This window comes from Psychroflexus sp. S27 (assembly GCF_002810405.1).
Classification (GTDB): Bacteria; Bacteroidota; Bacteroidia; order Flavobacteriales; family Flavobacteriaceae; genus Psychroflexus; species Psychroflexus halocasei_A.
On record NZ_NEXQ01000023.1, the window covers coordinates 203,150 to 226,213 of the forward strand.

Consider the following 23,064-nt stretch of genomic DNA (forward strand, 5'->3'; position numbering starts at 1 on the left):
TTTTGATCAATAGCTTATTTTAATAATTTTAAAGTATTAAACCTCCTATCACAAAGCCGAACACGACACTTAATGCAATAGTTATTATTCCTGGGATGAGGAAAGAGTGGTTAAAAACATACTTTCCTATTTTGGTGGTTCCAGTATCGTCCATCTCTACAGCAGCGATTAATGTTGGATAAGTTGGTAGTACAAACAATGCGCTCACCGCTGCAAAAGATGCTATCGCAGCAACTGGACTCACTCCTAAAGAAAGTGCAGCCGGCATCAAGGCTACTGTTGTTGCAGCCTGAGAATAAAGCAGCATACTCGCAAAAAATAGTATGACAGCCAATAACCAAGAGTAACTATTTAAAAGTCCTCCTGCAGCTTCTTTGATTTCTTCAATATGATTACTTACAAAAGTATCTCCTAGCCAAGCAACTCCGAGAACACAAACACAAGCACTCATACCTGATTTGAAAGTGGACATGCTCGTCACTTTACCGATATCTATTTTGCAAACTAAAGCAATAACTGCTGCAGTTAAGAGCATAATAGCGATGATGGCTTGGTTACGAGAAATAGTCACATTTGTGATAATCCCAATATTCTCAGATGTTAATGTTGCATAAGCGACAACGATAATAATTGCTGCAAGAAAAATTCCTACAGAAAATTTAGCGCTTTTAGAATCTTTATGATCTTTTTTGTCTAAATGTTTGACTAAACCTTTTGCTTCTCTCTTTAAATAAACAGGATCTTGATCTAAAGGTTTCTCCATCAAGTTTGCGATAAATGCGCTACCCATAACTGCTAAGAAAGTGGTAGGAATCGCAACTGCTAACAATTGAAGATATGATACGCCGAGAGGCTCAAGATAGTCTGCGAAAATAACAACAGCTGCAGATATTGGAGATGCTGTAATTGCTATTTGAGATGCAATGACAGATATGCTCAAGGGTTTAGAAGGTCTTACATTTCCTTCTTTAGAAACTTCAGTAATGACTGGCAATGCGGCATAGACAGTGTGGCCTGTGCCTGAAAGTAAAGTCATGAAATAAGTGACTAATGGAGCTAAGAAAGTAACGCGTTTAGGATTTTTACGCAATATTTTTTCGGTAACGTGTACGAGATAATCCAATCCACCTGCGTTTTGCATTGCTGCAATTGCTGCAATAACAGACATAATGATAAGTATAACATCCACAGGAATAGAGCCAGCCTCTAAACCGAAAACCATAGTAAGGACAATAACGCCAGCACCACCAGCGTAGCCAATTCCGATACCTCCCATTCTGGCTCCAATGAGTATAAATAAAAGGACGATTAATAGTTCAACCCAAATCATAAGATATAATTTTAGCGTTTTCAGAGATTTGATATAACCTCTTTAATCTTGTTAATAAATTTTGTAATGGATTCAGTGGTGTGGTATGTCGATTAACATTTACAAATGGCCATTCTAATTAATGGGAATTAGACCGCCTTCTGAATTTTTCCATTCTGCGAATGAACTGTCTAAAGCTTAAGAAGTAATAATACCTTACAAAAAGAGCTTTTCTAAATCTGAAGATTTGCAAATTTTCGCAATCTACTATCAGATTACAATACAAAATTACGCTTCATAAGGATCGCAGTAGATGATTTATATCAGTTATGATTGTTAATGATTTGTTAATGATTTAATAATGCTATTTTAATCTTATTATTTGAAGCTTTATGTCTCTATAAATTAATGTAGAATACTGATAATCATCTTGAATAAGAATATTGATAATCTCACATTTAATTTTGATTTAAATTAATATGGATTTCTGTGCCTAATGCATTCCCATCTTCGTCTTTTTTATCGATGATTTTTAAACTAATTTTTCCTGGGTTTGATTTATTATAAAGCTCAATACGTTCTTTAATAATCTGCATTCCCATGCTTTTGTGAGGTTTTTTCCTTTTACGATTTTTGTTTTTATCTCTACCGACACCGTTGTCTTTAATAATGATCTGAGCTTTATGTTGATTAATAACAATATGGATACTCAATTTTTTCTCAGGATTTTCACTTAATAATAGGCCATGCCAAATTGCATTTTCTAAAAAGGGTTGTAAGAGAAGAGGAGGGATGAAAACGTTTTCTATTTCTGGAGAATCTTCACCTGTAATATTAAAAATAAAATCTTTTTCAAATCTATTTTCTTCAAGCATCATGTAATACTGTGCGAGTTTGAGCTCTTCTTGTAAAGGAATAACATGATGTTTTGAAGTTTCCAAAACCATCCTTGTATAGCGACTAAATATTTTAAGATACTTAATCGCCTTTGCGTTTTGTTCACTTTGTATTAAATAAGTTATGGCATTCAAGCTATTAAATAAAAAGTGAGGATTGACGCGTAATCTTGTTACCAAAATTTCTGCTTGAGCAATATTACGCTCGTAAATTGCATTCATTTTTTCTTTTTCTTCCTTAGAAATGCGTTCGGATGTTTTTTTCTTAGTTCTGTAATTTCTGTATTGTAAAGCAAAAATGATAAGAATGAAAATCAAACCAATGCTCAACAAGATAGTTACAATCCGTCTGCGTTCAAGCTGTTCTTTTTGTTGTTCAACAACGGCTTTTTGTAAAGCTTTATCTTTTTCTAAAAGTTGAATATGGCTTTCTTTTTTTTCAAGATTGTATTGACGTGTGAGTGCTTCTATTTTGATGTTTTGATCTTCTATTTTAATACTGTCTTCATAAGTTTCAGATATTTTATAAAACTCTAAAGCTTTTTTATAGTCCCCTTTTTTTTCTAAAAGTTGAGATATCTTAAATGTGTTAGCGATGATCAAGCCTAATTGATTGATTTGTTGCGAAATCTCAAGTGATTCACTAAAATAGTCTTCAGCCTTATTGTAATTTTTTTTATTATAGTTTACTTGACCTATTCTATATAATAGGCCAGCAACTTTACGTTTGTTTTTTAATTCTTTAAATAAATCGAATGATTTCTCATAATATGATATGGCTTTGTCATAGTTTTTAGCTTCTTTTAGATATGAAGTGCCGAAATATTCATAAGTGATTGCTAGACCAAATATGTCATTTCTATCTTGGTTAAGTTTAAGTAATTTCTGTAGGTATTGTCGTGCTGTTACGTAATCTTTTTTGTCAACATAATAATCAGCAATAGAGAGATAATTCATTGCAGCACCAAGTGTATTTCCAAGTTCTAATTGAGTTTTAAGAGCTCTTTCAAAATAAGATAGGCTTTCATCTTCACGACCTGGTAAGCCGCTTAAAGCATTACCAATTCCATTACAAGCTATACCTATGTTTTTTTTATCATTTTCGGCTTCAGCTATTTTCAAAGCTTTCATATAATATAAGATGGAAATATCATATTTTTGATTGTAACGTGCAGCAACGCCAGCATTATTAGCAAATATCATTTTTTCAAGAGGTTCAACGTCTTTATTCTCAATGAGATTGAAGGCTTTTATGTGCAAGTTGAGCGCCTGATTGTATAATTGGTGATAACGCTTTAGCAAGCCTAGATTATCTAAAGCTTTTGCATAAAGCAAGGTGTCATTTATCTTTAGCGCTAGATCAACTGCATCTTCTGCATAGGCTATTTCTAAAGTATCATTATGGCTTTCTCTGTGAATCTGCCTGGCAAGCTTCATCTGGTAGTTGACTTTTAGTGTTGCGACAGTCGTGTTTTGCACTAGAGATTTTAGGCTATCAATTTTAGATGTTTCTTGTGCTTGATTTATGCTGAAAAACATCAAAAAATTTATTAAAAAAAATATTTTTAAGTATTTATTGTTTTCTGACATTGGTAAGTGGTTAGGATGAGTGTATGAAGGTTTGATGAAGTTAGTTTAATTATTTCATATTTATTAGTAAGAACTTAAATATTTACTAGTTTTTTAAAACTAAGACGACTTCAGTTCCAATTGCTTTGTCATCTAAATTTTTAAGATCATTGATTTTAAAAGAGTAATTGAGCTTATGTTTTTTATTAAAATGCTTTAAGCGTTGGTGATTTATTTTTAGTCCTATTGATTCTTTTTGTCTTAATTTCTTATCTGAATAATATTTTGATTTTTTACGGCCAATTCCGTTATCTGTGATTCTTATAATAATGCCATTCGTTATATTTTCAAATTTTATATTGATCTCTTTGTCCTCTTTTATCAACATTAAGCCATGCCATATTGCGTTTTCGATAAATGGTTGAATAATCATTGGAGGTACTGAAATTGTGTTGAGGTTGATGTCCGTTGGCTGTTGTATATTAAGTTTTATTTTTTCTTCAAAACGTATATTTTCTAAGCTTGTGTATAGCTCAGCAATGGTGAGTTCTTCTTTTAGTGTAATGCTTTCTAGCTCTGCACTACTGAGAATGTGTCTTAAAAGTTTAGAAAACTTATTGAGATAATAAATCGCTTTTTGCTTATCGTCATCTACTAGAAAAGCTTTTATTGAGTTTAAGGCATTAAAAATAAAATGAGGATTCATTTGATTTTGTAAAGAGATCAGGTGAAGATGGTGTATCTGCTCCTCAAATTTAGCTTTTATAGTTTCTAATCTTTCTTTTTCAGCTGAAGCTGTAAGTTCAAGTATTTCTTTTTCTTGTTTTTTTAATTGAGCTTCTAAAACTTTATTCTGGTTTTCTTTGATTTTCTGATTTTCAATTGATTTTTGTAAGAGTTCAGAATTCAAATGTTTTATTTTGATAGCTAAGCCAACACCAAAAATAATTTGCTCAATGAAAATACCAATGTAGAAAAGTGAAAATGGACTGATACCAAAAAAAATCAATCCCATTAAAGGGAAAAAAAGAGCAATCATCGCTAAACCGATAAAAGTACCTCCGCCAAAAATGAAATAATATTTTAAAGTACCAGGAAGTAAACTAGCTTTATAAAGCGTATAAAGAGCAAAACAAAATACAACTGGCACAAAAACATAAATGTAAAATATGTCGAAAACTCTTGAATTACCAATTATAACAGAATAAAGAAATATGATTGAACTTATTATAAAAGCTGCTAATACAACTTTCACAATAAAATTATAAAAGCTATTAAAATGTTGTTTGATATCAAGAAAATATAAAAAGAAAAAAAAGTATGAACAATTGTAAATCACCTGAACATACCATTTGAGAGAACTAAATGAAGAGGCACGAATATTTTCTAACCATTGCGCTTCATAAGGTGACATAATTACAAAGTATGCCAATAAAAAGAAGGTATAGTTTGAGTATAGCAAAAAGCTTTTCTCACGTGAATTTAAGCCGATAACAAAGCTTAAAACACAAAAAACAATTAAGGTGCACACCATTAATTGCCAGAAAAAAACTGACGTTTCAAATTGCATGGGGTAAAGTATTTGTTACTCTAATTATATTTTATCTAAAAACTCTGATTTCTTATTTCTAGAGACAGGTATTTCTATTTGATTATCAAGAATAATGTAGCCTTCCGTTTTAAGATACTCACTAACTTTTTTGAGATTAACTAAATAACTATTGTGCACTCTAAAGAAATCTTGTTCAGGAAGCAAGCCTTGTATTTCTTTTAATTTCTTAGAGATGAAAAGCGGCTTTTTGTCCTCCAAATGTATTTTACAATAATTTCCATCGCTTTTACAATAAATGATATTTTCAATATTTATAAATACAAGTTTGCCTTCCACAGGAATTGCAATACGTTTGGTTGTGTGCTTTTTTAAGCGTTCTTCTAAAGCATCATAAGTACGTCCGTCTCTTCTGTCCGCTCTAATTTTTTCAATTGTTTCTATTAAATCATCTGAGTCAATGGGTTTTAATAAATAATCTAAAGCATTTTCTTTAATAGCTTGAATAGCGTATTGGTTGTAAGCTGTGATAAAAACAACACAGAAATCACGTTTTTGAAAATGATCTAAAAATTGAAAACCATCCATTTCAGGCATTTCAACATCTAAAAAAATACAATCGGGATCGTTGTGTTTTAAATAAGTAATCGCTTCCTCAGGATTTGTAAAAGTCTCCATGATCTCTACATCTTTACAGAAATTAGTGATTTCCCATTCAAGACTTTTGATAGATTTGAGTTCATCATCGATTAAAATTACTTTAAGCATCATAAATAGTTTGAGTTCACATTAAAATTACAAAAAAATATTACTGCTCTTTCATTAAATGTATAATTGACCTGAAACACCTTGTATTTGGCTGTTTTATTAAGGTAATTGATAAAATTGAAATTTAATTAAAACCCTCAATAACCAGTTATCTATCAAAGTGAACCAATTATAAACTAGATACTCCCAACTATAAATTAGTCCGTTGATAATCATTTATTTATCTCAATATTTGTTTTGAACAAATAAATTTAAATCAACATGAAAACATTTATCCGTACTACATTTTTCATAGCATCCTTTCTATTTCTAATGCCAGTTCAAGCTCAGTTTTGGAAGAAACTTGGAGATAAAGTAACAGATGCTGCAGAGAATACTGTGACTAGAAAATCTGCCCAAAAAACTTCAAATGAAGTTGGAAAAGGCATGGATGGCTTTTTTAACAGTACTTCTAAGAAGGAACGAAATAAACTTTCAAAACCAGATTCAAAATACGCATTTGATTACCATTACCAAATGGAAATGACAGCTGATGGCGAGAAAATGCTAATGGATTATTACTTCAAACCTAAAAGTGATTACGCAGGTATGGCAATGTCACAGGAGAACGTCAACATGTTTATTGTTTTTGATTATGACAAAGAAGCAGGTTACACTTTTATGAAAAGCAATAATCAGAAAATGTACACTTCTACGCCTCTCGACATTGAAACAGATAACGATTGGGCTAACAATCCTTATACAAAATCTGACTATACAGTTAAAGACTTACCAAATAGAAACTTTTTAGGCTATACATGTCAGGGGAAACAGATAGAAAATGACGAATGGACTTTTACGATGTATTATACTGAAGAGATTGAGATTAGTTTTCACAATATTCTTAACGCATCAAAAGATCAATCTAATGATCCATCTATACTTCGTGATTATTTCAAAGATGCTGAAAACTCAATGATGATGTACATGAAAACTGTTGATAAAAGGAAAAGAAGAAAAGAAACAGTAACAATGGAATGCGTTGCTTTTGAAAAGGCAAATAATGATTTCAAAACAAACGATTACCAATCTATAAATTATTAAATCTAAAATGATGGAGAACAATACAAAAACTACAGAAGCAACTCAAGATACAAATGTGAATTCTGAGGTTACTTCAGAAGCTAAAACCATTGCTATTATAAGTTATATCACGCTCATCGGTTTGATCATCGCTTTTGTAATGAACAATGATAAAAAAGCAGACTTCTCAACATATCACATCAAACAAGCTTTAGGTATTGGACTGACAGGCTTGGCTTTAGGCGTGGTAGGCATGATTCCTATTCTCGGCTGGATAGCGTCTTTCTTAGGAACAATCGCTTTAATTTATTTATGGATTATGGGGTTGGTAAATGCTGTAAATGCAAAAAAGAAACCAGTACCATGGTTAGGCAAAAAGTATGAGGAATGGTTTAAAAATATTTAATATCTAAAAAGTCTTCCAGGTAAAAAAAGAAACCTGAAAGCAATTAATTTAACTCTAAAATTTATTATTATGAAAACGAAAAATTACTTATCAAACAAAAGTAAATTGAGTACTTGTTTAGCAAGTACCCGGATTTACGTCACATTAGCTGCGATGCTTTTGGGAAGTACATTAATGGCGCAGGTACCTGAGCTAATTGATGGATCACCATTAAATGCTAAGGGTTTTACAGAATTAGGCAATAGGATTTACTTTAATGGGGAAAGCTCAAACGGTGATAAATGGTTGTTAAGTACAACAGGAAATGAGGTCGATAGACATCCAGGAGTAGCACCTGTAAACTATTCAGCAAATGATCCATCTGAAATGGTAGCTCTTAATGGACAATTAATTTTGCAAGGAAGGTTAGTTACTACTGGACAGGTGAATCTTACAGAGTATGAATTATATGGTTTTAATCATTCTGCAACTCATCAAACGTTTGATTTTCCTACAAAGATAAAAGATATAAATCCTGGAGTGAGTAGTAGTTCACCTAGGGGTATGACAGAACTTAACGGAAATATTTATTTTGCTGCAGATGATGGGACAAATGGAAGAGAACTTTGGGTCACAGATGGAACTGAAGCAGGAACACAACTTTTAAAGGATATCAACCCAGGTTCTGATAATAGTTCTCCAAGACGATTTTTCGAGTATAATGGTAGTTTACTGTTTATAGCAGATAATGGTACAGATGGAAGAGAGCTATGGGTGACAGATGGCACAAGTCAAGGTACTGAAATGGTAAAAGATATCAACCCAGGTTTCGCGCCTTCTCAAGCATATGGTTTTGCAGAGTTTGACGATAAGGTTTACTTTAGAGCAACAGGAGATAATGGCACAGAGCCATGGGTCACTGACGGAACTGAGTCTGGAACATATATGTTAAAAGATATATATCCTGGTAATATGAACTCAGGAAGTTTTCCATTTGGATTCACAGCTTTTAACGGCAATCTATATTTTTATGCTGATGACAATATTAATGGTCGAGAACTTTGGATTTCTGATGGAACGACGAGTGGTACTTCAATGTTAAAGGATATCAATCCAGGTAATGGGGGTAGTTACCCTAATCAATTTACGGAATTAGATGGTCTGCTTTATTTTGGTGCTTCTGATGGTACAAATTCTGGTCTTTGGAAAACAGATGGAACCACAGGAGGTACTACACTTGTTTATAGTGATTCAGGAAGCCCTAGGGGTATAATGATAAATTATGATGGTAGATTGTATTATGTCGCTTCTGATGCTAATGGAGATGGTAAACTTTGGGTTTCTGATGGAACCACAGGAGGTACTGAATTAGCTTCTGACCCAAGTATAGCGCCTAATACAAATCCATTTTATTTAGGAGAAGATCCCTCTCAAAAATCTAATTTTATAGTTGCACATGGTAACATGTATTATACAGCAGATTATGATAATAATGGTCTAAAACTTTACAAGTTAACTACTAATAATCTTGGAATTAAAGATTATGAAACAATTGATTTTGTTGTTCACCCAAATCCAGTTGAAGATATACTTCACTTAGAATCAGGAGCACATCAAATCTCTGAAATTATTCTGTTTTCTATAAAAGGTCAACGTTTACAAACTTGGGATGGAAAATCTGAAATCAATCTATCGGAATACAATAGTGGAAACTATTTAGTGAAAATTACTACAGAAAATAATAAATCTGTAACAAAGCAAATCATTAAAAAATAATATCAAATAAGTAAACTGCGGGAGCTTAGGATGGGCTTCCGTGGTTTTAATTCTCTTAATCAGAATTCTTAAAAACAATTAAATCATGAAAAAACAATTATCAACTATGTCATTATTAAGCTTTTTCTTTTTTAGCTTAATTTCTTTGACAAATGCACAAGCTCAAGAAATCGACACAAGAATAGGTGGTATGTTAGCATACGGAACTGAAATAGAAAATATAGGGATTGGTGCTAACGCCGAATTTGGAGTGATGGAGAAATTAAGTATCTCTCCAAGTTTTATCTACTATTTACCGAAAGAAGAAGGACCAATAAAAATGGACTGGTTTGAAGTTAATGCTAATGCTAACTACTACTTCTTAAGCGACGGTAAATTTGATGTTTATGGTCTGGGAGGTCTTAATTATAGTAGCGTTAAAGTGAGCTCTGAAACCCTCTTTGGAGAAAGTTACTCGGTTTCTGATGGTCGTTTTGGACTAAACCTGGGCGCAGGTGCAAATATGCATCTGAACAATGATAGCATTATGCCTTTTGCCGAACTCAAGTACGTCATTATTGATGGCGGGCAGCTTGTGTTAGCTGCAGGTGTAAAATTTAAAATTTAAAAAACAAAAATTATGAAGATTAAACAATTTAGCTTAAAACATATTTTTTATTTATTCATTGCAAGTTTGCTTATGGTGGGCTGTAGTAGTGATGACGATTCACCAGAGCCTCCAAATGAAGAAGCCTCAATTGAAGATAGCTTATTTGAAGACGATGCTGAAGGTTGGACTATTGTAGGCGATGCGCAAGGTGGTTACATTGAAGCTTCATATTCTGAAGAAGGAGGAGTTATTGAAGGCTATATTTATGCAGATGATGATGTCGCAGGTGGCGTATGGTATTTTTCAGCTCCTGATGATTATTTAGGAGACAAAAATGAATATTACGGAGCTACTCTCAATTATAGCTTGTTTCAAAATTCTGCTATGTCAGATCAATTTGAAAGTGAAGACATTATTTTTAAAAGTGATGAAAAGCAAATCTTTTATTTAATATCTGAATACCCAACTTCAGATTGGACACCTTATAGTATTGAAATTATGGATAATGGTCAATGGTACTATGGTTCGTTTGATGAAAATACGATTGCTACAGAAGCTCAAATCAAAGACGTTTTATCTAACGTAACAGAATTCTGGATTCGTGGAGAATTTGAATCAGGCTCAGATGATGGAGGCTTAGATAAAGTTGAAATTATTGAAAATTAAAGATCTAAATAAAAAAATATGTTACATAATAGACCTAAAAATATAAGTTTTCTCTTTATCCTGTTAATGATGTGTGTTGCTGCTTGCAGCAGTGATGATGATAATTCATACAATGAAGAGAACAATAATACAGAAGAACTTATTATCGGAAAATGGCTTTTTGATAATACCGAACAAGAGTTCCCTTCAAATAACTGCGAAGGCAAATCTTTTTTGGTGTTTGATAATGAGGGTTCTGCTGGTGCAGTGATTTATAACGCTGCTGGAGGGGAATGTACACCTCTTATGGTAACCTCATATCACTATGAATTTATTAGCGATGACACTATTAAATTTATCCTTTTAAATGATAATGGAGAAGAAGATCCAAATGACACATTTAACTCTAAGGTTCTATCTATTAGTGAATCAGAGTTAGTGCTCAAAGATGTCGCCTTCATGCAAGGCGAAGTTAGTTTTGTAAAAGGCATGGAATAAGCTAATTGTTTATGATAATAGCTATAACAGTAAAATTTTTATGAAAAAATCTAAATCCATTTTTAAATCATTATCAATCTTAACCCTTTTAAATATTTGTCTTTTAAGTTGTACTTTCTCTTATGCGCAAGAGCTCAAGGGAAAGTGGATTTTATCCAAAAAAAACTCTAGGCAAGTTGTAGTCATAGAGTTTACAAAAGACAGTTTAATCAATTATACTTTTGATAAACATCAAGTCACAATAGGTTACCAAGTTAGTGGTGATCGCATAACTGTAGACCCTGGGTCAATCCCTCTTGATGGGAAGTTTGAGTTTGTCAATGATAATCGATTGCGTTTAACACCAGATCGAGGAAAAAGTTCTATTGACTTTGTAAGATTAAAACCAACGAAAACAAATCTGAATACCTCAGAAATAAAAAACACATGTTATAAAGTAACTTATCAAGGGAGAACGATTGATGTCCAATTTGGTAAGCTTAATGAAGATGTAAATCAAACAATTCGTTTAGATCAAATCGACTCAACTTATTTTTTGTCATTTTTTAGAAATGAAAAAAGATTAGGAGCGATGCCTATCGATCAAATAAATGGAGAAAAGATTATCGTTTACGGTTTTCCTGAAGAACCATATATGGTAACGGGAAAGAGTTACAAAGGAAAAACTACTTCAGATAATATGTCATCAGAATCTACTGAAAACTTACCCGTTGAAGAAAAAATTATTGGTCAATGGTTTTATCGACAGATTGAAGGACGCTCTAGCTTATCAAATTGTACCAAAAAGACTTTTATCCAATTCAGGAATGATCAGGCTTTAATAATTAAACCCTTTGCAGAAAATCGAAGTAATGGGGACTGCATCGAAGGAACAAGTCTAAATGGAACTTATGAAATCATTGACGATGATGAAATTAAGGTAACACAAAATAGCTCAACTGATACTTGGAAAATCATATCTATCACTATTAAAACTTTGATTCTTGAGAAAGATTCTCAGAAACTTACATTGGTCAAAAATTAAATTACACTAACAAAAGAGTAGGAACTAACCCTGGAATCAAAATTTTATAGTAAACTAAAACCTCTAATCATGAAAATATTTCAACTTAAATTTAAAATACTATTGTTTCTAATCGGCTTCGTCATTATCAGTTGCGGTAATGATGAGAAGAGTGAGAGCAGTGACTCAGAGAAAGATTCTGATAAAGTAGAACAAACCTCAATATTAAAAAATGATAAAGAGAATAAAGATTCTAAATTATCCAAGAAAGCTAACTCGCGAATCGCTATTGAGGAAGATGACGAAACGAGCCCCGAGTCACCAGAAGGGAATACCGCTCCAATCGCATTAGACTGTGATTATTTTAGAAAAAATCCCAATACAGTCTTGATAAACAATCTTGATTCTACTGTAGATTATATGATATCTTGTATGACCAGAATAGATGGAAAACTAACAATCGAAGAAGGGGTAGTTATCGCATTTGATCAAGACGCAGGAATGTATTTTACTGATAAGTCGACTTTTAAAATGCAAGGTACCGCCGAGAAACCTATTATCTTGACAGGGAAAGAACAAACAAAAGGCTTTTGGAATGGCGTTCTTAGCAAAAGCTCTAGCTCAAATAACAAAATGAGCCACGTTACCATCGATTATGCAGGAGGCTCAAAAGCAGCCTTAGAAATTGATAATGAAGATAGCAGTTTAAAACTTGAGCATTGTACGCTTTCAAATAGTAAAAACTATGGGATGATTGTACATGATAATGTCGGAAAAGATGTGCATAATATCTTTATGGAAAACTGCACATTTACTAAAAATAAAATTCCATTTAAAACAGACGCAAGTCGCTTGAGATTATTTAATGGAACCAATAGTTTTTCAGGAAACGATGAAGATTACATTGATCTTAATGGCGGAACAGTATACGGCGACGCAACATGGGCAAACTTAAATGTGCCTTATTTTCTTCAAAGTGATTTTAGGTACAGAGACGGCGTGCTAACTGTAGAAGCTGGTACTGAAATCGTAATGCCAGCTCAAAGTTGGATGCATTTACAAGATAAAGCTTCTTTAGTGATGGTAGGCACAGAAGAAGATCCCATCATCATCCGTGGTGAACATGATGTTCCTGGTTTTTGGAATCAACTGACTATTGATTCTAGCAGTCCGCTTAATGAAATTGGACATGTTGTTTTTAAAAATGCAGGACAAACGACTAAGAAACCAAATGGGGCAGTTTTTTTAAAAAGATCAAAATACCTCAAAATTCATGATGTAGTTTTTAGCAAGTGCTTTGCTTATGGTGTAAGCATACAAGATTTAAACAAATCACATTTGGAATATGCTAATTTAAAATTAGACAATACCTCTAAATTATTTTCTGATTGGAGAGGACAAGAAATATCTGTGCCTGATAATTTGCAGTAAATCTCTGATTTTAAAACTTTTATTTATATCAGATTTGAGTGGAGTCCAAGCTAAATAACTTAAAAAACAATGATGAATTTAAAAACCATTAAATTATGAAAACAAACTTTAAAAAAATCAGAAATATTAATTTGATAGCATGTCTTGTACTTATTGTCACTTTAAGTTCATGCCAAGAAGAAAAAAAAAGGCAGTTACTTTGGTTCTAGTCAACGTGACGATATTGGCGAACTCATCACTAAAGAAAATATTCGAGATGTATTTGATTTAAGTAATGATGTTGTTATTGAAAAGAAAGTTAAAAAAGATGCAATAACTTCTTATGACTGGGAGTCACCTGAAACAAAAAAATTGTTTTATTCTATTAAACTTAATTTCTCAAAAGGAAATCGACGAAGCAGTAGTGAGATTGATAAAGTGTGGGAAACACAAAATAAGTTTTTAGAAAAACACAATCCTCAAGAAGTATGAGGTATAGGCGATAAAGCTTCTTGGAGTGAAATGGGAGGAGGACAACTTCGCGTAGCAGCGGATGGATATATCTTCTTCGTGTCTTTCTATATCACACCTAGAAAGGACAATCCTTTAGAAGCTCAAGAAATGATAGATAAGACCAAATCTTTAGCAAACCGGGTGATCAAAAAGATGTAAAACTTCAACTCTCTTTTAAAAGTTAAACTTCCATAAAACAACTATCATGAAATATTTTAAAAAAACTTCTTATTTAATTCTATTAATAGCCCTAAGCTTTTTAGTAGGCTGTACTAGTGATGACGACTCCAATCCGTCAAATCCGAGAGGAAGTCAACTTGAATTTGCAGGTGATCCACATACATACAATTTTACAATTACTGGAGGAGAAATAGCTGGCGATTACATTGGTGAAATAGGAAACGATTTAACCGTCACCGAATTGTTGCTCGCTAATTATTCTGCTTACATGCAATTCGGTAATGAAAAGGATATAAGCTTAAATATTTTTAAAGAGAACCTTATTATTGGTGGTAGTTTTAACTATGCAAACGGAACTATTGGAAGTTTAGATAACAATGCTTCAAATTTAAGTTTCCAGTTTGAGCCCTCAGCCATTAGATATAATAGTGTCTCTGGTAGTATGCAATTATCAGAAGTTGATTTTACAGATTCTCTTGGTATAAATACAGCTTACACAGGATTAGCTGCTTATGAAATTTCTTTTAACGGAACTTTTATCAACGCATTAAATGGTAGTGAAGTACAGATAGAGGGAACCATAAAAGTGAATTTTCCAGAAAATGTAGAGCAGTATTGATCATTGTAATTATGGCTAAGCGCAATTTGATAAATATACAAAAGAATCGTTTTCGTGATTTTGAGATGATGCGTCACTCAATAGCCAAGAAACACACAAAAATTAATTATAAAAATAACTAAAACCACTTAAAATGAAAGCTTTAAAAAATCAATTCAAAACAATCCTTTTTTTATTAATAGTTGGCGCCATATCTGTCGGTTGTAGCAGCGACGATGATATTGGTGACAATGGTGGTGAGCCAAGTATAAATGAAGGAAATGCATCGGCAGTCATTAACGTTGATAATCAGATAATCGAATTCTCATCTGAAACCGATAATAGTTTTGCGACAATAACTCAATTTGAAATAGAAGGAAATGAAATCGATAAATTAACAATCATTATGGCCGATGATAATTCAGGTTTAATGATAGCAGTAGAGGTTGCACCTGCTCCCAACAGCCCAATGAACTATGATTTAAGTAATGTGGGCTTTGGCCAAGACTACATGTTAACGGCCACTGTACTTCTTGATGGAGAAAATTCATCTGAGACAGATATTTACTGAGTTGGTTCTTATAGTCAAGATGGGGAATTGACACAAAGTCAAGGTTTATTTAAAATTACATCCATAACAAACACCACTATTAAAGGGACATTCAACATGACGTTGTATAATAGTTATAGTCCAAATGATGATTTTAACACCAAAGAATTGACAGTAACAGAAGGAGAGTTTAAATTACCAATAGTTGATATAAACTAGACTTATAGCTTACCTATATTATTTCTAGCATTTTTTTCATCCAACATAAATTTAATTATGAAAACACTTTTTAAATTATCCAGAACTACCAAGATTATGCTAGCTGTTTTTTTGATAAGCATATCAGTTTCGTGTAAAGATAAAAAAACTCAAAAGGACCAACCGAAACAGCTTGATCAAATAGAAGAACTAGAAAATGAGGAAAGTTTTGCTGGTTCCAGTAAACGTAAAGATATCTGTCAACTTATAACCGAGGAAGATGTCCGTGGTGTTTTTTCGCTTTCGGATAATGTAGAAATAAAGCAAAAGAAAAATAGAAGTTCATCATGTTCTTATGATTGGGAAGCGACAGGCAAAAAATTTGAGCGATATACCGTTTTATTGAATTTTGCAAAAGGGAAAAAGCGAACTAATAGTCAAATCGATAAAATTTGGAAAAACCAAAATTCAACGGTCTATAAAAATCGTGAGTTACAAAAAGTTTCTGGAGTAGGCGATAAAGCTACTTGGAGTAATCTTGGTGGTGGACAACTTCGCGTATCCAGCGATGGATTTATCTTTTACGTTTCTCATTCCGTGATGGTCATGCCAGGAAAAGATAAACCTAATGATACAAAAGCTATGATAGATAAAGCTAAAAAGCTGGCAAAACTGGTGATTAATAGAGTGTAACTTTTACGGAATCACAAAAAAAACTTGTTTCTAAACACGCAAAATATAAGCGAATGAAAACTTTAAAATTAGGGAATACAATTTTATTGATAATTGTTTGCATGATGTTGGAGAGTTGCATAACACTTCAACAACCCTTACCAAATAGTCTTTGGGGGAATTGGACGTTTGAAGAAGCAGGTTTTTTAAATAAACAATCTAACAGTCAGCTTGAACCTTATCAAAATATATGTCACAAAGAGGGTGATCGCTTAGGCTTTTCTTCAGACCATAAAATGAAATTGAGATGGTACGATGAAAGTTGTATGATTTATGAGTACTTCATTGGTCATTATCAAGTAAATGGCAAGATTTTGACTGTTGATTTGGCTGAAAGCCATTCTTATCAAGATCGTCCTTTTCCGCCTATCACAAAATTCAGAATTATGCAAATTGATGCAACGACTTTAAAGTTAGAAGAAATACCTGATGGCAGCAGAAGAAATCGAGATAGAGCAAGACCAGGTTTTGAGCCTTTGATTTTCATTTTAAAAAAATTGGATTGAGCTTAATGAAGTATAGATTACTAAAAGGATTTATTTGTTCGCGAGAACGTCTCAGGTGTTAAATCAATACTTGGGACTTCTTTTATCAAAAAAGCTCTTAAGATTCAATTCTTAAGAGCTTCATTTATTTTGAAATTTGAAATACTATTTCTTAATTAATTTTTTAATCGCAACACCTTCATTTGTACTGATGTGAATCTGATAAAATCCAGATTGCAAATGAGTCAGGTCGATGTTTTTCATTTTTGAGCTTAAAACAAGTTGACCTGCCGCATTATATATATTGACAGCTGTAACCTCTTTCTCAGTTTGTATTTTAATATTTGATGCTACAGGGTTTGGATAAACCATGAAATCATCAGCAGAAAACTTTGTCGATTTGAGTACCGTTTCTGCTTCTTGAGGGATATAAGGTCTTCTTTCAGAAAAACTTAATCCTAACCAAGAGTTATTTGATAACTGTATTTGATTAAAATCTGTAGCTGTTTGCCAGTTTGATAAATTTGTTCCTGTGTAATACTTCCATTGGTTTTCAGCTGAATTTTGTCCAGAATGAATGTCGAGTTGTACATCTGTAACCTCTTCGCTATCAAATGTATAATTGAAGTAGTTTGTGTTGTTTTCAATTATACTCAAAGCTTCTTCAGCAGTTAGGCTTCCATCATATTGAATGCCAAAAACAAATGAATCTTCAACGCTATCAGTTGAAGTTCCAAAATCAACAATCACTAAACTTCGGTTGCTCCCAGTGCCAATCCAATTTTCAATATCATCATGGTTCAACCATGATGAGCTGTAAGCAGGGATAGGCGTGATTGGCGCTTCAGCCTCAGGATTTGAAAAACCATAAGAACAGCCATACCACATGCCGTTTTCAACAACTTCGCCAATTCCGCCATTCATTTCAAACATTGCTATTGAGCTTCCACTCCACGTACTCCACCAATCCGGGTCACCGCTTAATCCGCTGTGGTTGTTGTAAATGATGTCATTGAGAAAACCACCGGCTTGGTCAATTTGGAAAGCAGGTTCTTCCATTTCAATTGTTTCTAAAATATCTTGAAAAGTAGGATTTTCACTAGCGTTATATTTAAAGCCCCAAGCGTAAGAACGGTCATCAGTTCCATCTTTAAAGTCGATGACCATATAGGCTGTTTGATCGCCGTCACCGACATAAAATTTAACATCCTCTGATGTAAATTGTGCGAAAACAAATTGGGTCAAAAACACAAATAATAAAAAAGTAATTCTTCTCATAACTATATAAATTTAAAAGTTTAACTCCCGAAACTTTATGGAATTTGAGTTACAAAAGAATTTTGCATTCTATTAAATGCAAGTGAAGACTCTTTGTAAACCTTTATTCCCGAAAGTTTATTTTTCATTCTAAAGGCAGGTCTCCTGGCTTGCTTGTTATTGTAAACCTTCCCAGAATAATCCAGTGGTTTTTTATACAATAATTTTTAAAAAGCTTACAGTTGCGGGTACAGCTCAAGATTTGATATCATCTCACTTGATTCCCTATTCATGAACAATCGTTCAACCTTACTGCAAATATATAATAAATATGATGAATTTAATATCTAAAATAAATTCTTATCAAAAACTTAAAAGTGAAACTTTGAGTATGAGATAGTATAATTTTACAAATTCAAATTATTAAGATTTAATATTTTTCCAATAAAAGAATAGACTTTAGTTTTTCAATTAATCGATATTATTTCAAGGTTTAGGCTACGTTTTAATTGAGAATTTTAACTAAATTGAAGGTAAACCTCTTAAATTAATTAAATGTTCAATAGTAAGTGTTTAGTTTTTGCAAAGCTTTTTAGCATTATAGGTGTTGTTTTTTTTCTAAATTCATGCTCTTTAGTTCGAATAGAAAGTGAACAAAAACCTCTTGAGGTTATCGATCTCAATACGCGTTTACTCACGCATGAATTTGTAGGGCATGCGATGAATGTTACTCAAAATGCTTCTGACAGTATTCTTAAAAGTAAACCTAATCAAAAGGTTCAACAATTACTTTTAAGTTGGCAAATAAACACTGCCAAACAACTTAAGAAATTTGGTTTTCAGCCATCACCACAAGTGTCTATGGTTGATGTTTGGACATATACTTTAAAAGCTGATAACTTTTTTAAAACTTATAAAAATGAAAATTTAAATGAGCAGCAACTACAAATTATTAAGTCAGCAACTTCAGATAATCTTTCGCGTATCCAGAAAATTGCTTCGAGTGTAAAATCCAAAAAAGATTATATCGCTTTATCTGATTTCATTAAAAAACAAGCTGCAAAATCACCATTTAAAACCATAGATTTTGACAGAATGGAAACGGTGAAAGATGCTTATTTTGAATTTAAGGACACACCTGATGATGTTGCAGTTGAGACTGTCGGAACTTTGTCTGAAGTGGTTTCAAATATGGGAAGCAAAATCAGTTATGGTTCAGATCTAACCAGAAAACAACTGCAGTGGGAAACACAACTTTATTTAAATGAAAAAGGAATTGATTCTATTAAAATTGAGCAAAAAATCAAAGAATTTCAATCGCAAACCGAACGACTAATTAACGTCGCAGAAAACGCTCCAGAATTAATAGATGACGCACTTATCACTTTCCGACAGCAGATGGATCCTTTGTTTTCAGGTTTAAACACAAGTGTCTCGGATGCAATGTTACGTCTTTCAGAAGAAAGATTATTGATAGATAGAATGATTGAGCGCGAAAGATATGCTTTTGATAAAATGCTTCAACGTGAGCGTAAAATCTTAACTGAAGAAGCTCACACCATTGTCAATGATGGTGTTAAAAACACAATGGCGGAGCTTCGTAGCACTATTCGAACACTCGCTTTGCTGGGAATTCTTTTCGTTATTGTTATTTTAGGACTGCCTTTTTACGCCGGTTATTTATTAGGCAAAAAGAAGAAAAAATGATGAGAATCACCAGAATAATAATCCATAGAGTGTAAGATGGTTTTTGATTCTGATAATGTTTGCTGGCGGACTTTTTCAAAAAATGGAAAATAATCCCAAGGCAAATCATTGGTTTTTCAAAACTGCTGAAGGTCAGCAGCTGTTTAATAGATAAGAAATAGATTATATGCTGTCTTTATGAATCAAGTTTCTTATTTGGACTTTTATACATCAGTCCTGCAATTATGATCGTAAATAAAATTCTAAAAATCATGTTTACTAGAATACGGTTTTCATAAAGTTTCACTGTCTGAGAATGCAAATAAAGTAAAGCCGTTGAGTAAAACAGAAGGAGAGCGACAGAAAGCATGATCCAAAAAGGCCATTTTTGAGACTTTAAATAACCAAAAGCTGCAAGTAAATAAAAAAAACCAGCAGTTAAATTTGTCTTCAATATAAAAGGTGCATAGCTTCCTTGTTTTGCACGAATACCAAACCAATCGAACAAGACAGAACTACTCATAAAGATTGTGGTAAGAGCAAAAATAACTAATATAGTTGCGACAACATATTTGAATTTTTTATTCTTCTTCATAGTTTTATGAGCTTAAATTTTTTGTAATATTCTATATTGAAAATACGATAGAAAATTTTGTATTATTTTGGTTTGTATGAATGTGATAATTTTAAAAAGGGCATTTAAATTTTGCTTTTTGCTCGCGTAATTACAAAGGTATACGAATATTCAATCATTAAAAATATACAGGAAACAAATAAGAATTTTATTGACTTATGTCAATAAGAATTGTGTTTTCTTTTTCTCAGTATGAGAAAAATACATAAGATAGCTCCGAGAATAATAAAGATTATCCACCATTTTATTTGTGGAGAATCTGTTTCTTGAGGTATCTCTATTTCGCCGTAATACACAAATCCAGCCCAATAATAAGGTGATTGTTTATGGTTTCTAATTTCAAAATGATCTAGGTAATCTAATTTTGATTGATGTAAGGCATAGGATTTTGATTGATGATTTTCAAAATAACTATAAAAAGATGTCATCATCTCAGCTGTTGATTGGTCGTTGACTTGCCATAATGAAAAAAGTAAGTTTTTTGCTCCAGCATATTGAAAACCTCTAGCGAGACTCATCGCGCCTTCGCTCCCTTGAATTTTACCAATTCCTGTTTCACAAGCACTCAAAACAACAAGCTCAGGGTTTAAATCTAGAGTATATAACTCGGGTAATATCAGTGTTTCATCATAAAAAGCTAAGCTTGCAGGTACTGAAAAGTTGCCGCCTTGCGCATGAGTTGATAAATGCAATATGTTATAATGAGAGGCTTTTTTTAAAAATTCAGATTTTGTGGCTTTGTTTTGGTATAAAATATCTGAGTTTTCTAATTTTCCAAAGCTTTTTGCTTCTTCTTTTGAGTAGCTTAATTCATAACTGGTATTGTCAAAAATCGGAAAAACGCCAAGTTGATTTTTTAAATCTGATTCTTTTCTATCATCTAAATAAAATGAAATAGAAGTTTGATAAGTCAAAGATTTCTCACGAATTAAAAATGGCATTTTCTCAAATTGGGAGGTCTTACTTTTTTCTGTCAAGAAGGAATCAAATGGCGTAAAACTCAATAAAGCATCAGGAACAATAACAATGTTTTTTGATTGAAGTTGTTTTAAATTTAAATCTTGGTAAAGTCGATGAGCGCTTTCTTTGAAGTCTTTGAGTTGAGAATTGATGGCTGAAGGATCCTCAAAGAAAGATAAGTATGTTTTGACAGGTTTTCGTAAATCTTTAGCGGTTCCTGTTTTGTTAAACGCAGTCGTTTTTTCTGTGATCAGGAAATCGTAAACCGATTCTTGGCCAAAAAAATACAGCTGCATCTCAGCTTTGTCAAGTTCTAATTTCTTTTGAATTTCTCCTATTGAAACCTGATGATTCGTTGTTTGTTTTAAATCTTTATCAATTAGTTCTTGTGTTTGGTTGTATGCTAAATTGATTTTATTTAATGCTTTAAGAACACTGTCAGAAGGTTTTTCATTATTTAATTGAGATCTTATAACACGATTGATAAGTGATTGTTGAAGCTTTTTCAATTCTAGGCTTTTTGATAAAATTGAGTCTTGAGGTTGAGTCTCCGAAATTGCACGTTTCTTTATATTTTTTTTTAAAACGATTGCTTTATTATTTTCAACATAATTCAGCGCTCGTTTGAAAATAGAGTTGTCACTTGATTTTTTTGACTGCTCATATAAAATACCTAAACAAGTTTCGGTTCTTTTTTTTGATGAGCTGAGGTGCAATATTTTAGCTTGTTGACTTGTGATTTCATGATTGATTAAATCAGAAACGTAAAAACTCAAATCATAATACTGAAGTGCTTTTTCCCAATCATCTTGTAGTTTCGCGAGTCCATCAAAAATTGTGAGAAATGTATTTTCAGGATAAAGAATATCTCGATTTGGAAAAGCTTTTAAATCTTTTTGAGGTAGAAGTGTTTTGAGAGCTTTTAAAAAACTTTTTTCAGCTTTATCATATTCTTCATTGAAGAGGAAAATATCAGCTTTTTCAGTGTGAAATTTTGCTAAGTCTCTCGCATTTAGGTCTGTTTTATTAAGCAAAATTTCTTCGGCTAATTTCATTTTGTCTTTGGCTTCTGAAATTTTATTGTTTTTTAAGTGGAGTAAAGCCTCATTTTTATAATTATTGAAAGAGTGTCCAGCTTCAGTAGAACTTGAAACTATTTTTTCTGCTTTTTCGTAATCTTTTAAAGCAATTAGATTTGTGGTTAAATTGTTTTTTAAAGCTTTCTTTTGTTCTGGTTTTAAATCAGCTTCTTTTAATTGATTTTCTAAAATATCAATCGCCATTTCAAAATGACCTGTGTTGTGGTAAACAACAGATAAATTAATGATGCCCGCTATTTCTTGATCTTTATTATTTTCTTTTATCGCTTGATTGATATATGTTTTAATAATGTTTTCAGCTTGAGTGAAATTGCCTGTTTTTGTATAAAGATTGCCTAGCGGTTTAAGGCAATATTCAGTGATGTCGTAATTGTCAAAATTTTCTTCTTGATACAAAAGCCAAGCTTTCTCATACAACGAAACGGCTTGTTGCGTTTGGTTATATTTTTTTGAATAATAACCCATGTTACATTGGGCAATAACCACTGCTAATTTTTCTTCAGGCTTTAAATTTTTCTGAGAAATTTCATTAATTTCAAACTTAAATTGATTGAGATGTTCTTCACTAGGCGAAGCGACAAAAGTATCAAGTGAATTGTATATGCTGTCTTCTAAATTTTGAGCTTGAGCTTGAAAAGCACAGAAAATTAAGATGCAAATAAATCTTAAATATAAATTTCGCATATTAAGCTAATTCTGAATTAAAATTTAG

General features: G+C 32.4%; 20 protein-coding genes and 1 riboswitch. Of the genes, 13 read left to right on the forward strand and 7 right to left on the reverse strand.

Translation table 11 applies throughout. The annotated features are described in order from the left end of the window. Positions 1-28 precede the first annotated feature (28 nt). The 4 genes from CAP47_RS07260 to CAP47_RS07275 form a co-directional block, all read right to left on the reverse strand. Positions 29-1,330 carry an anaerobic C4-dicarboxylate transporter gene (locus CAP47_RS07260; RefSeq protein ID WP_093242413.1) on the reverse strand — a complete coding sequence of 434 codons (1,302 nt, stop codon included), beginning with the start codon at positions 1,328-1,330 and terminating at the stop codon, positions 29-31. A gap of 437 nt (positions 1,331-1,767) precedes the next feature. Then, positions 1,768-3,744 carry a tetratricopeptide repeat protein gene (locus CAP47_RS07265; protein ID WP_192869965.1) on the reverse strand — a complete coding sequence of 659 codons (1,977 nt, stop codon included), beginning with the start codon at positions 3,742-3,744 and terminating at the stop codon, positions 1,768-1,770. 136 nt (positions 3,745-3,880) lie between these two features. Continuing rightward, a complete protein-coding gene (locus CAP47_RS07270; RefSeq protein WP_100776020.1) occupies positions 3,881-5,344 on the reverse strand; it encodes a sensor histidine kinase in 1,464 nt (487 codons plus the stop codon). 24 nt (positions 5,345-5,368) lie between these two features. After that, the gene (locus CAP47_RS07275) at positions 5,369-6,091 is read right to left on the reverse strand and encodes a LytR/AlgR family response regulator transcription factor (RefSeq protein WP_100776108.1); all 723 of its coding nucleotides are present in this window, start codon (positions 6,089-6,091) and stop codon (positions 5,369-5,371) included. A gap of 261 nt (positions 6,092-6,352) precedes the next feature. Between CAP47_RS07275 and CAP47_RS07280 the strand changes: the two genes are divergently transcribed. From CAP47_RS07280 to CAP47_RS07335, 12 genes are all read left to right on the forward strand, one after another. After that, positions 6,353-7,174: a DUF4412 domain-containing protein gene (locus CAP47_RS07280; RefSeq protein WP_100776021.1), complete on the forward strand. Its 822-nt coding sequence runs from the start codon at positions 6,353-6,355 to the stop codon at positions 7,172-7,174. Positions 7,175-7,184: 10 nt separating this feature from the next. After that, a complete protein-coding gene (locus CAP47_RS07285) occupies positions 7,185-7,559 on the forward strand; it encodes a DUF4870 domain-containing protein (RefSeq protein WP_192869967.1) in 375 nt (124 codons plus the stop codon). Positions 7,560-7,628: 69 nt separating this feature from the next. Continuing rightward, complete coding sequence (locus CAP47_RS07290; RefSeq protein ID WP_100776022.1) at positions 7,629-9,314, forward strand: ELWxxDGT repeat protein; 1,686 nt, start codon at positions 7,629-7,631, stop codon at positions 9,312-9,314. An 85-nt stretch (positions 9,315-9,399) separates the two neighbouring features. After that, positions 9,400-9,921 (forward strand): outer membrane beta-barrel protein, encoded by a 522-nt coding sequence (locus CAP47_RS07295; protein WP_238140995.1) that lies wholly within the window; start codon positions 9,400-9,402, stop codon positions 9,919-9,921. 12 nt (positions 9,922-9,933) lie between these two features. Further along, the gene (locus CAP47_RS07300) at positions 9,934-10,569 is read left to right on the forward strand and encodes a laminin B domain-containing protein (RefSeq protein ID WP_100776023.1); all 636 of its coding nucleotides are present in this window, start codon (positions 9,934-9,936) and stop codon (positions 10,567-10,569) included. An 18-nt stretch (positions 10,570-10,587) separates the two neighbouring features. Continuing rightward, positions 10,588-11,046, forward strand: a complete 459-nt coding sequence (locus CAP47_RS07305) for a lipocalin family protein (RefSeq protein ID WP_153043505.1) — start codon at positions 10,588-10,590, stop codon at positions 11,044-11,046. A 40-nt stretch (positions 11,047-11,086) separates the two neighbouring features. Next, positions 11,087-12,070 carry a lipocalin family protein gene (locus CAP47_RS07310; protein WP_100776025.1) on the forward strand — a complete coding sequence of 328 codons (984 nt, stop codon included), beginning with the start codon at positions 11,087-11,089 and terminating at the stop codon, positions 12,068-12,070. A 69-nt stretch (positions 12,071-12,139) separates the two neighbouring features. Next, positions 12,140-13,480, forward strand: a complete 1,341-nt coding sequence (locus tag CAP47_RS07315; RefSeq protein ID WP_100776026.1) for a hypothetical protein — start codon at positions 12,140-12,142, stop codon at positions 13,478-13,480. Between the two features lie 697 nt (positions 13,481-14,177). After that, positions 14,178-14,771: a hypothetical protein gene (locus tag CAP47_RS07320; RefSeq protein WP_100776027.1), complete on the forward strand. Its 594-nt coding sequence runs from the start codon at positions 14,178-14,180 to the stop codon at positions 14,769-14,771. Between the two features lie 133 nt (positions 14,772-14,904). Then, positions 14,905-15,321, forward strand: a complete 417-nt coding sequence (locus CAP47_RS07325) for a hypothetical protein (protein ID WP_100776028.1) — start codon at positions 14,905-14,907, stop codon at positions 15,319-15,321. 255 nt (positions 15,322-15,576) lie between these two features. Beyond that, on the forward strand, positions 15,577-16,191 hold the full coding sequence (locus CAP47_RS07330) for a hypothetical protein (protein ID WP_100776029.1): 615 nt from the start codon (positions 15,577-15,579) through the stop codon (positions 16,189-16,191). A gap of 53 nt (positions 16,192-16,244) precedes the next feature. Next, entirely contained in the window at positions 16,245-16,736 is a 492-nt protein-coding gene (locus CAP47_RS07335; protein ID WP_100776030.1) for a hypothetical protein, read from the forward strand. Between the two features lie 144 nt (positions 16,737-16,880). Here CAP47_RS07335 and CAP47_RS07340 read toward each other — a convergent pair whose 3' ends face one another. Next, entirely contained in the window at positions 16,881-17,993 is a 1,113-nt protein-coding gene (locus CAP47_RS07340) for a T9SS type A sorting domain-containing protein (protein WP_100776031.1), read from the reverse strand. Positions 17,994-18,109: 116 nt separating this feature from the next. Then, a riboswitch (cobalamin riboswitch) is annotated at positions 18,110-18,299 on the reverse strand. Between the two features lie 228 nt (positions 18,300-18,527). On the opposite strand from CAP47_RS07340, the gene CAP47_RS07345 reads away from it, so the two are divergent. Next, positions 18,528-19,679 carry a hypothetical protein gene (locus CAP47_RS07345; protein WP_100776032.1) on the forward strand — a complete coding sequence of 384 codons (1,152 nt, stop codon included), beginning with the start codon at positions 18,528-18,530 and terminating at the stop codon, positions 19,677-19,679. Positions 19,680-19,854: 175 nt separating this feature from the next. Here the strand turns inward: CAP47_RS07345 and CAP47_RS07350 are convergent, their stop codons facing one another. Continuing rightward, the gene (locus CAP47_RS07350) at positions 19,855-20,253 is read right to left on the reverse strand and encodes a hypothetical protein (RefSeq protein ID WP_100776033.1); all 399 of its coding nucleotides are present in this window, start codon (positions 20,251-20,253) and stop codon (positions 19,855-19,857) included. 200 nt (positions 20,254-20,453) lie between these two features. Continuing rightward, positions 20,454-23,036 carry a CHAT domain-containing protein gene (locus CAP47_RS07355; protein WP_100776034.1) on the reverse strand — a complete coding sequence of 861 codons (2,583 nt, stop codon included), beginning with the start codon at positions 23,034-23,036 and terminating at the stop codon, positions 20,454-20,456. Positions 23,037-23,064 lie beyond the last annotated feature (28 nt).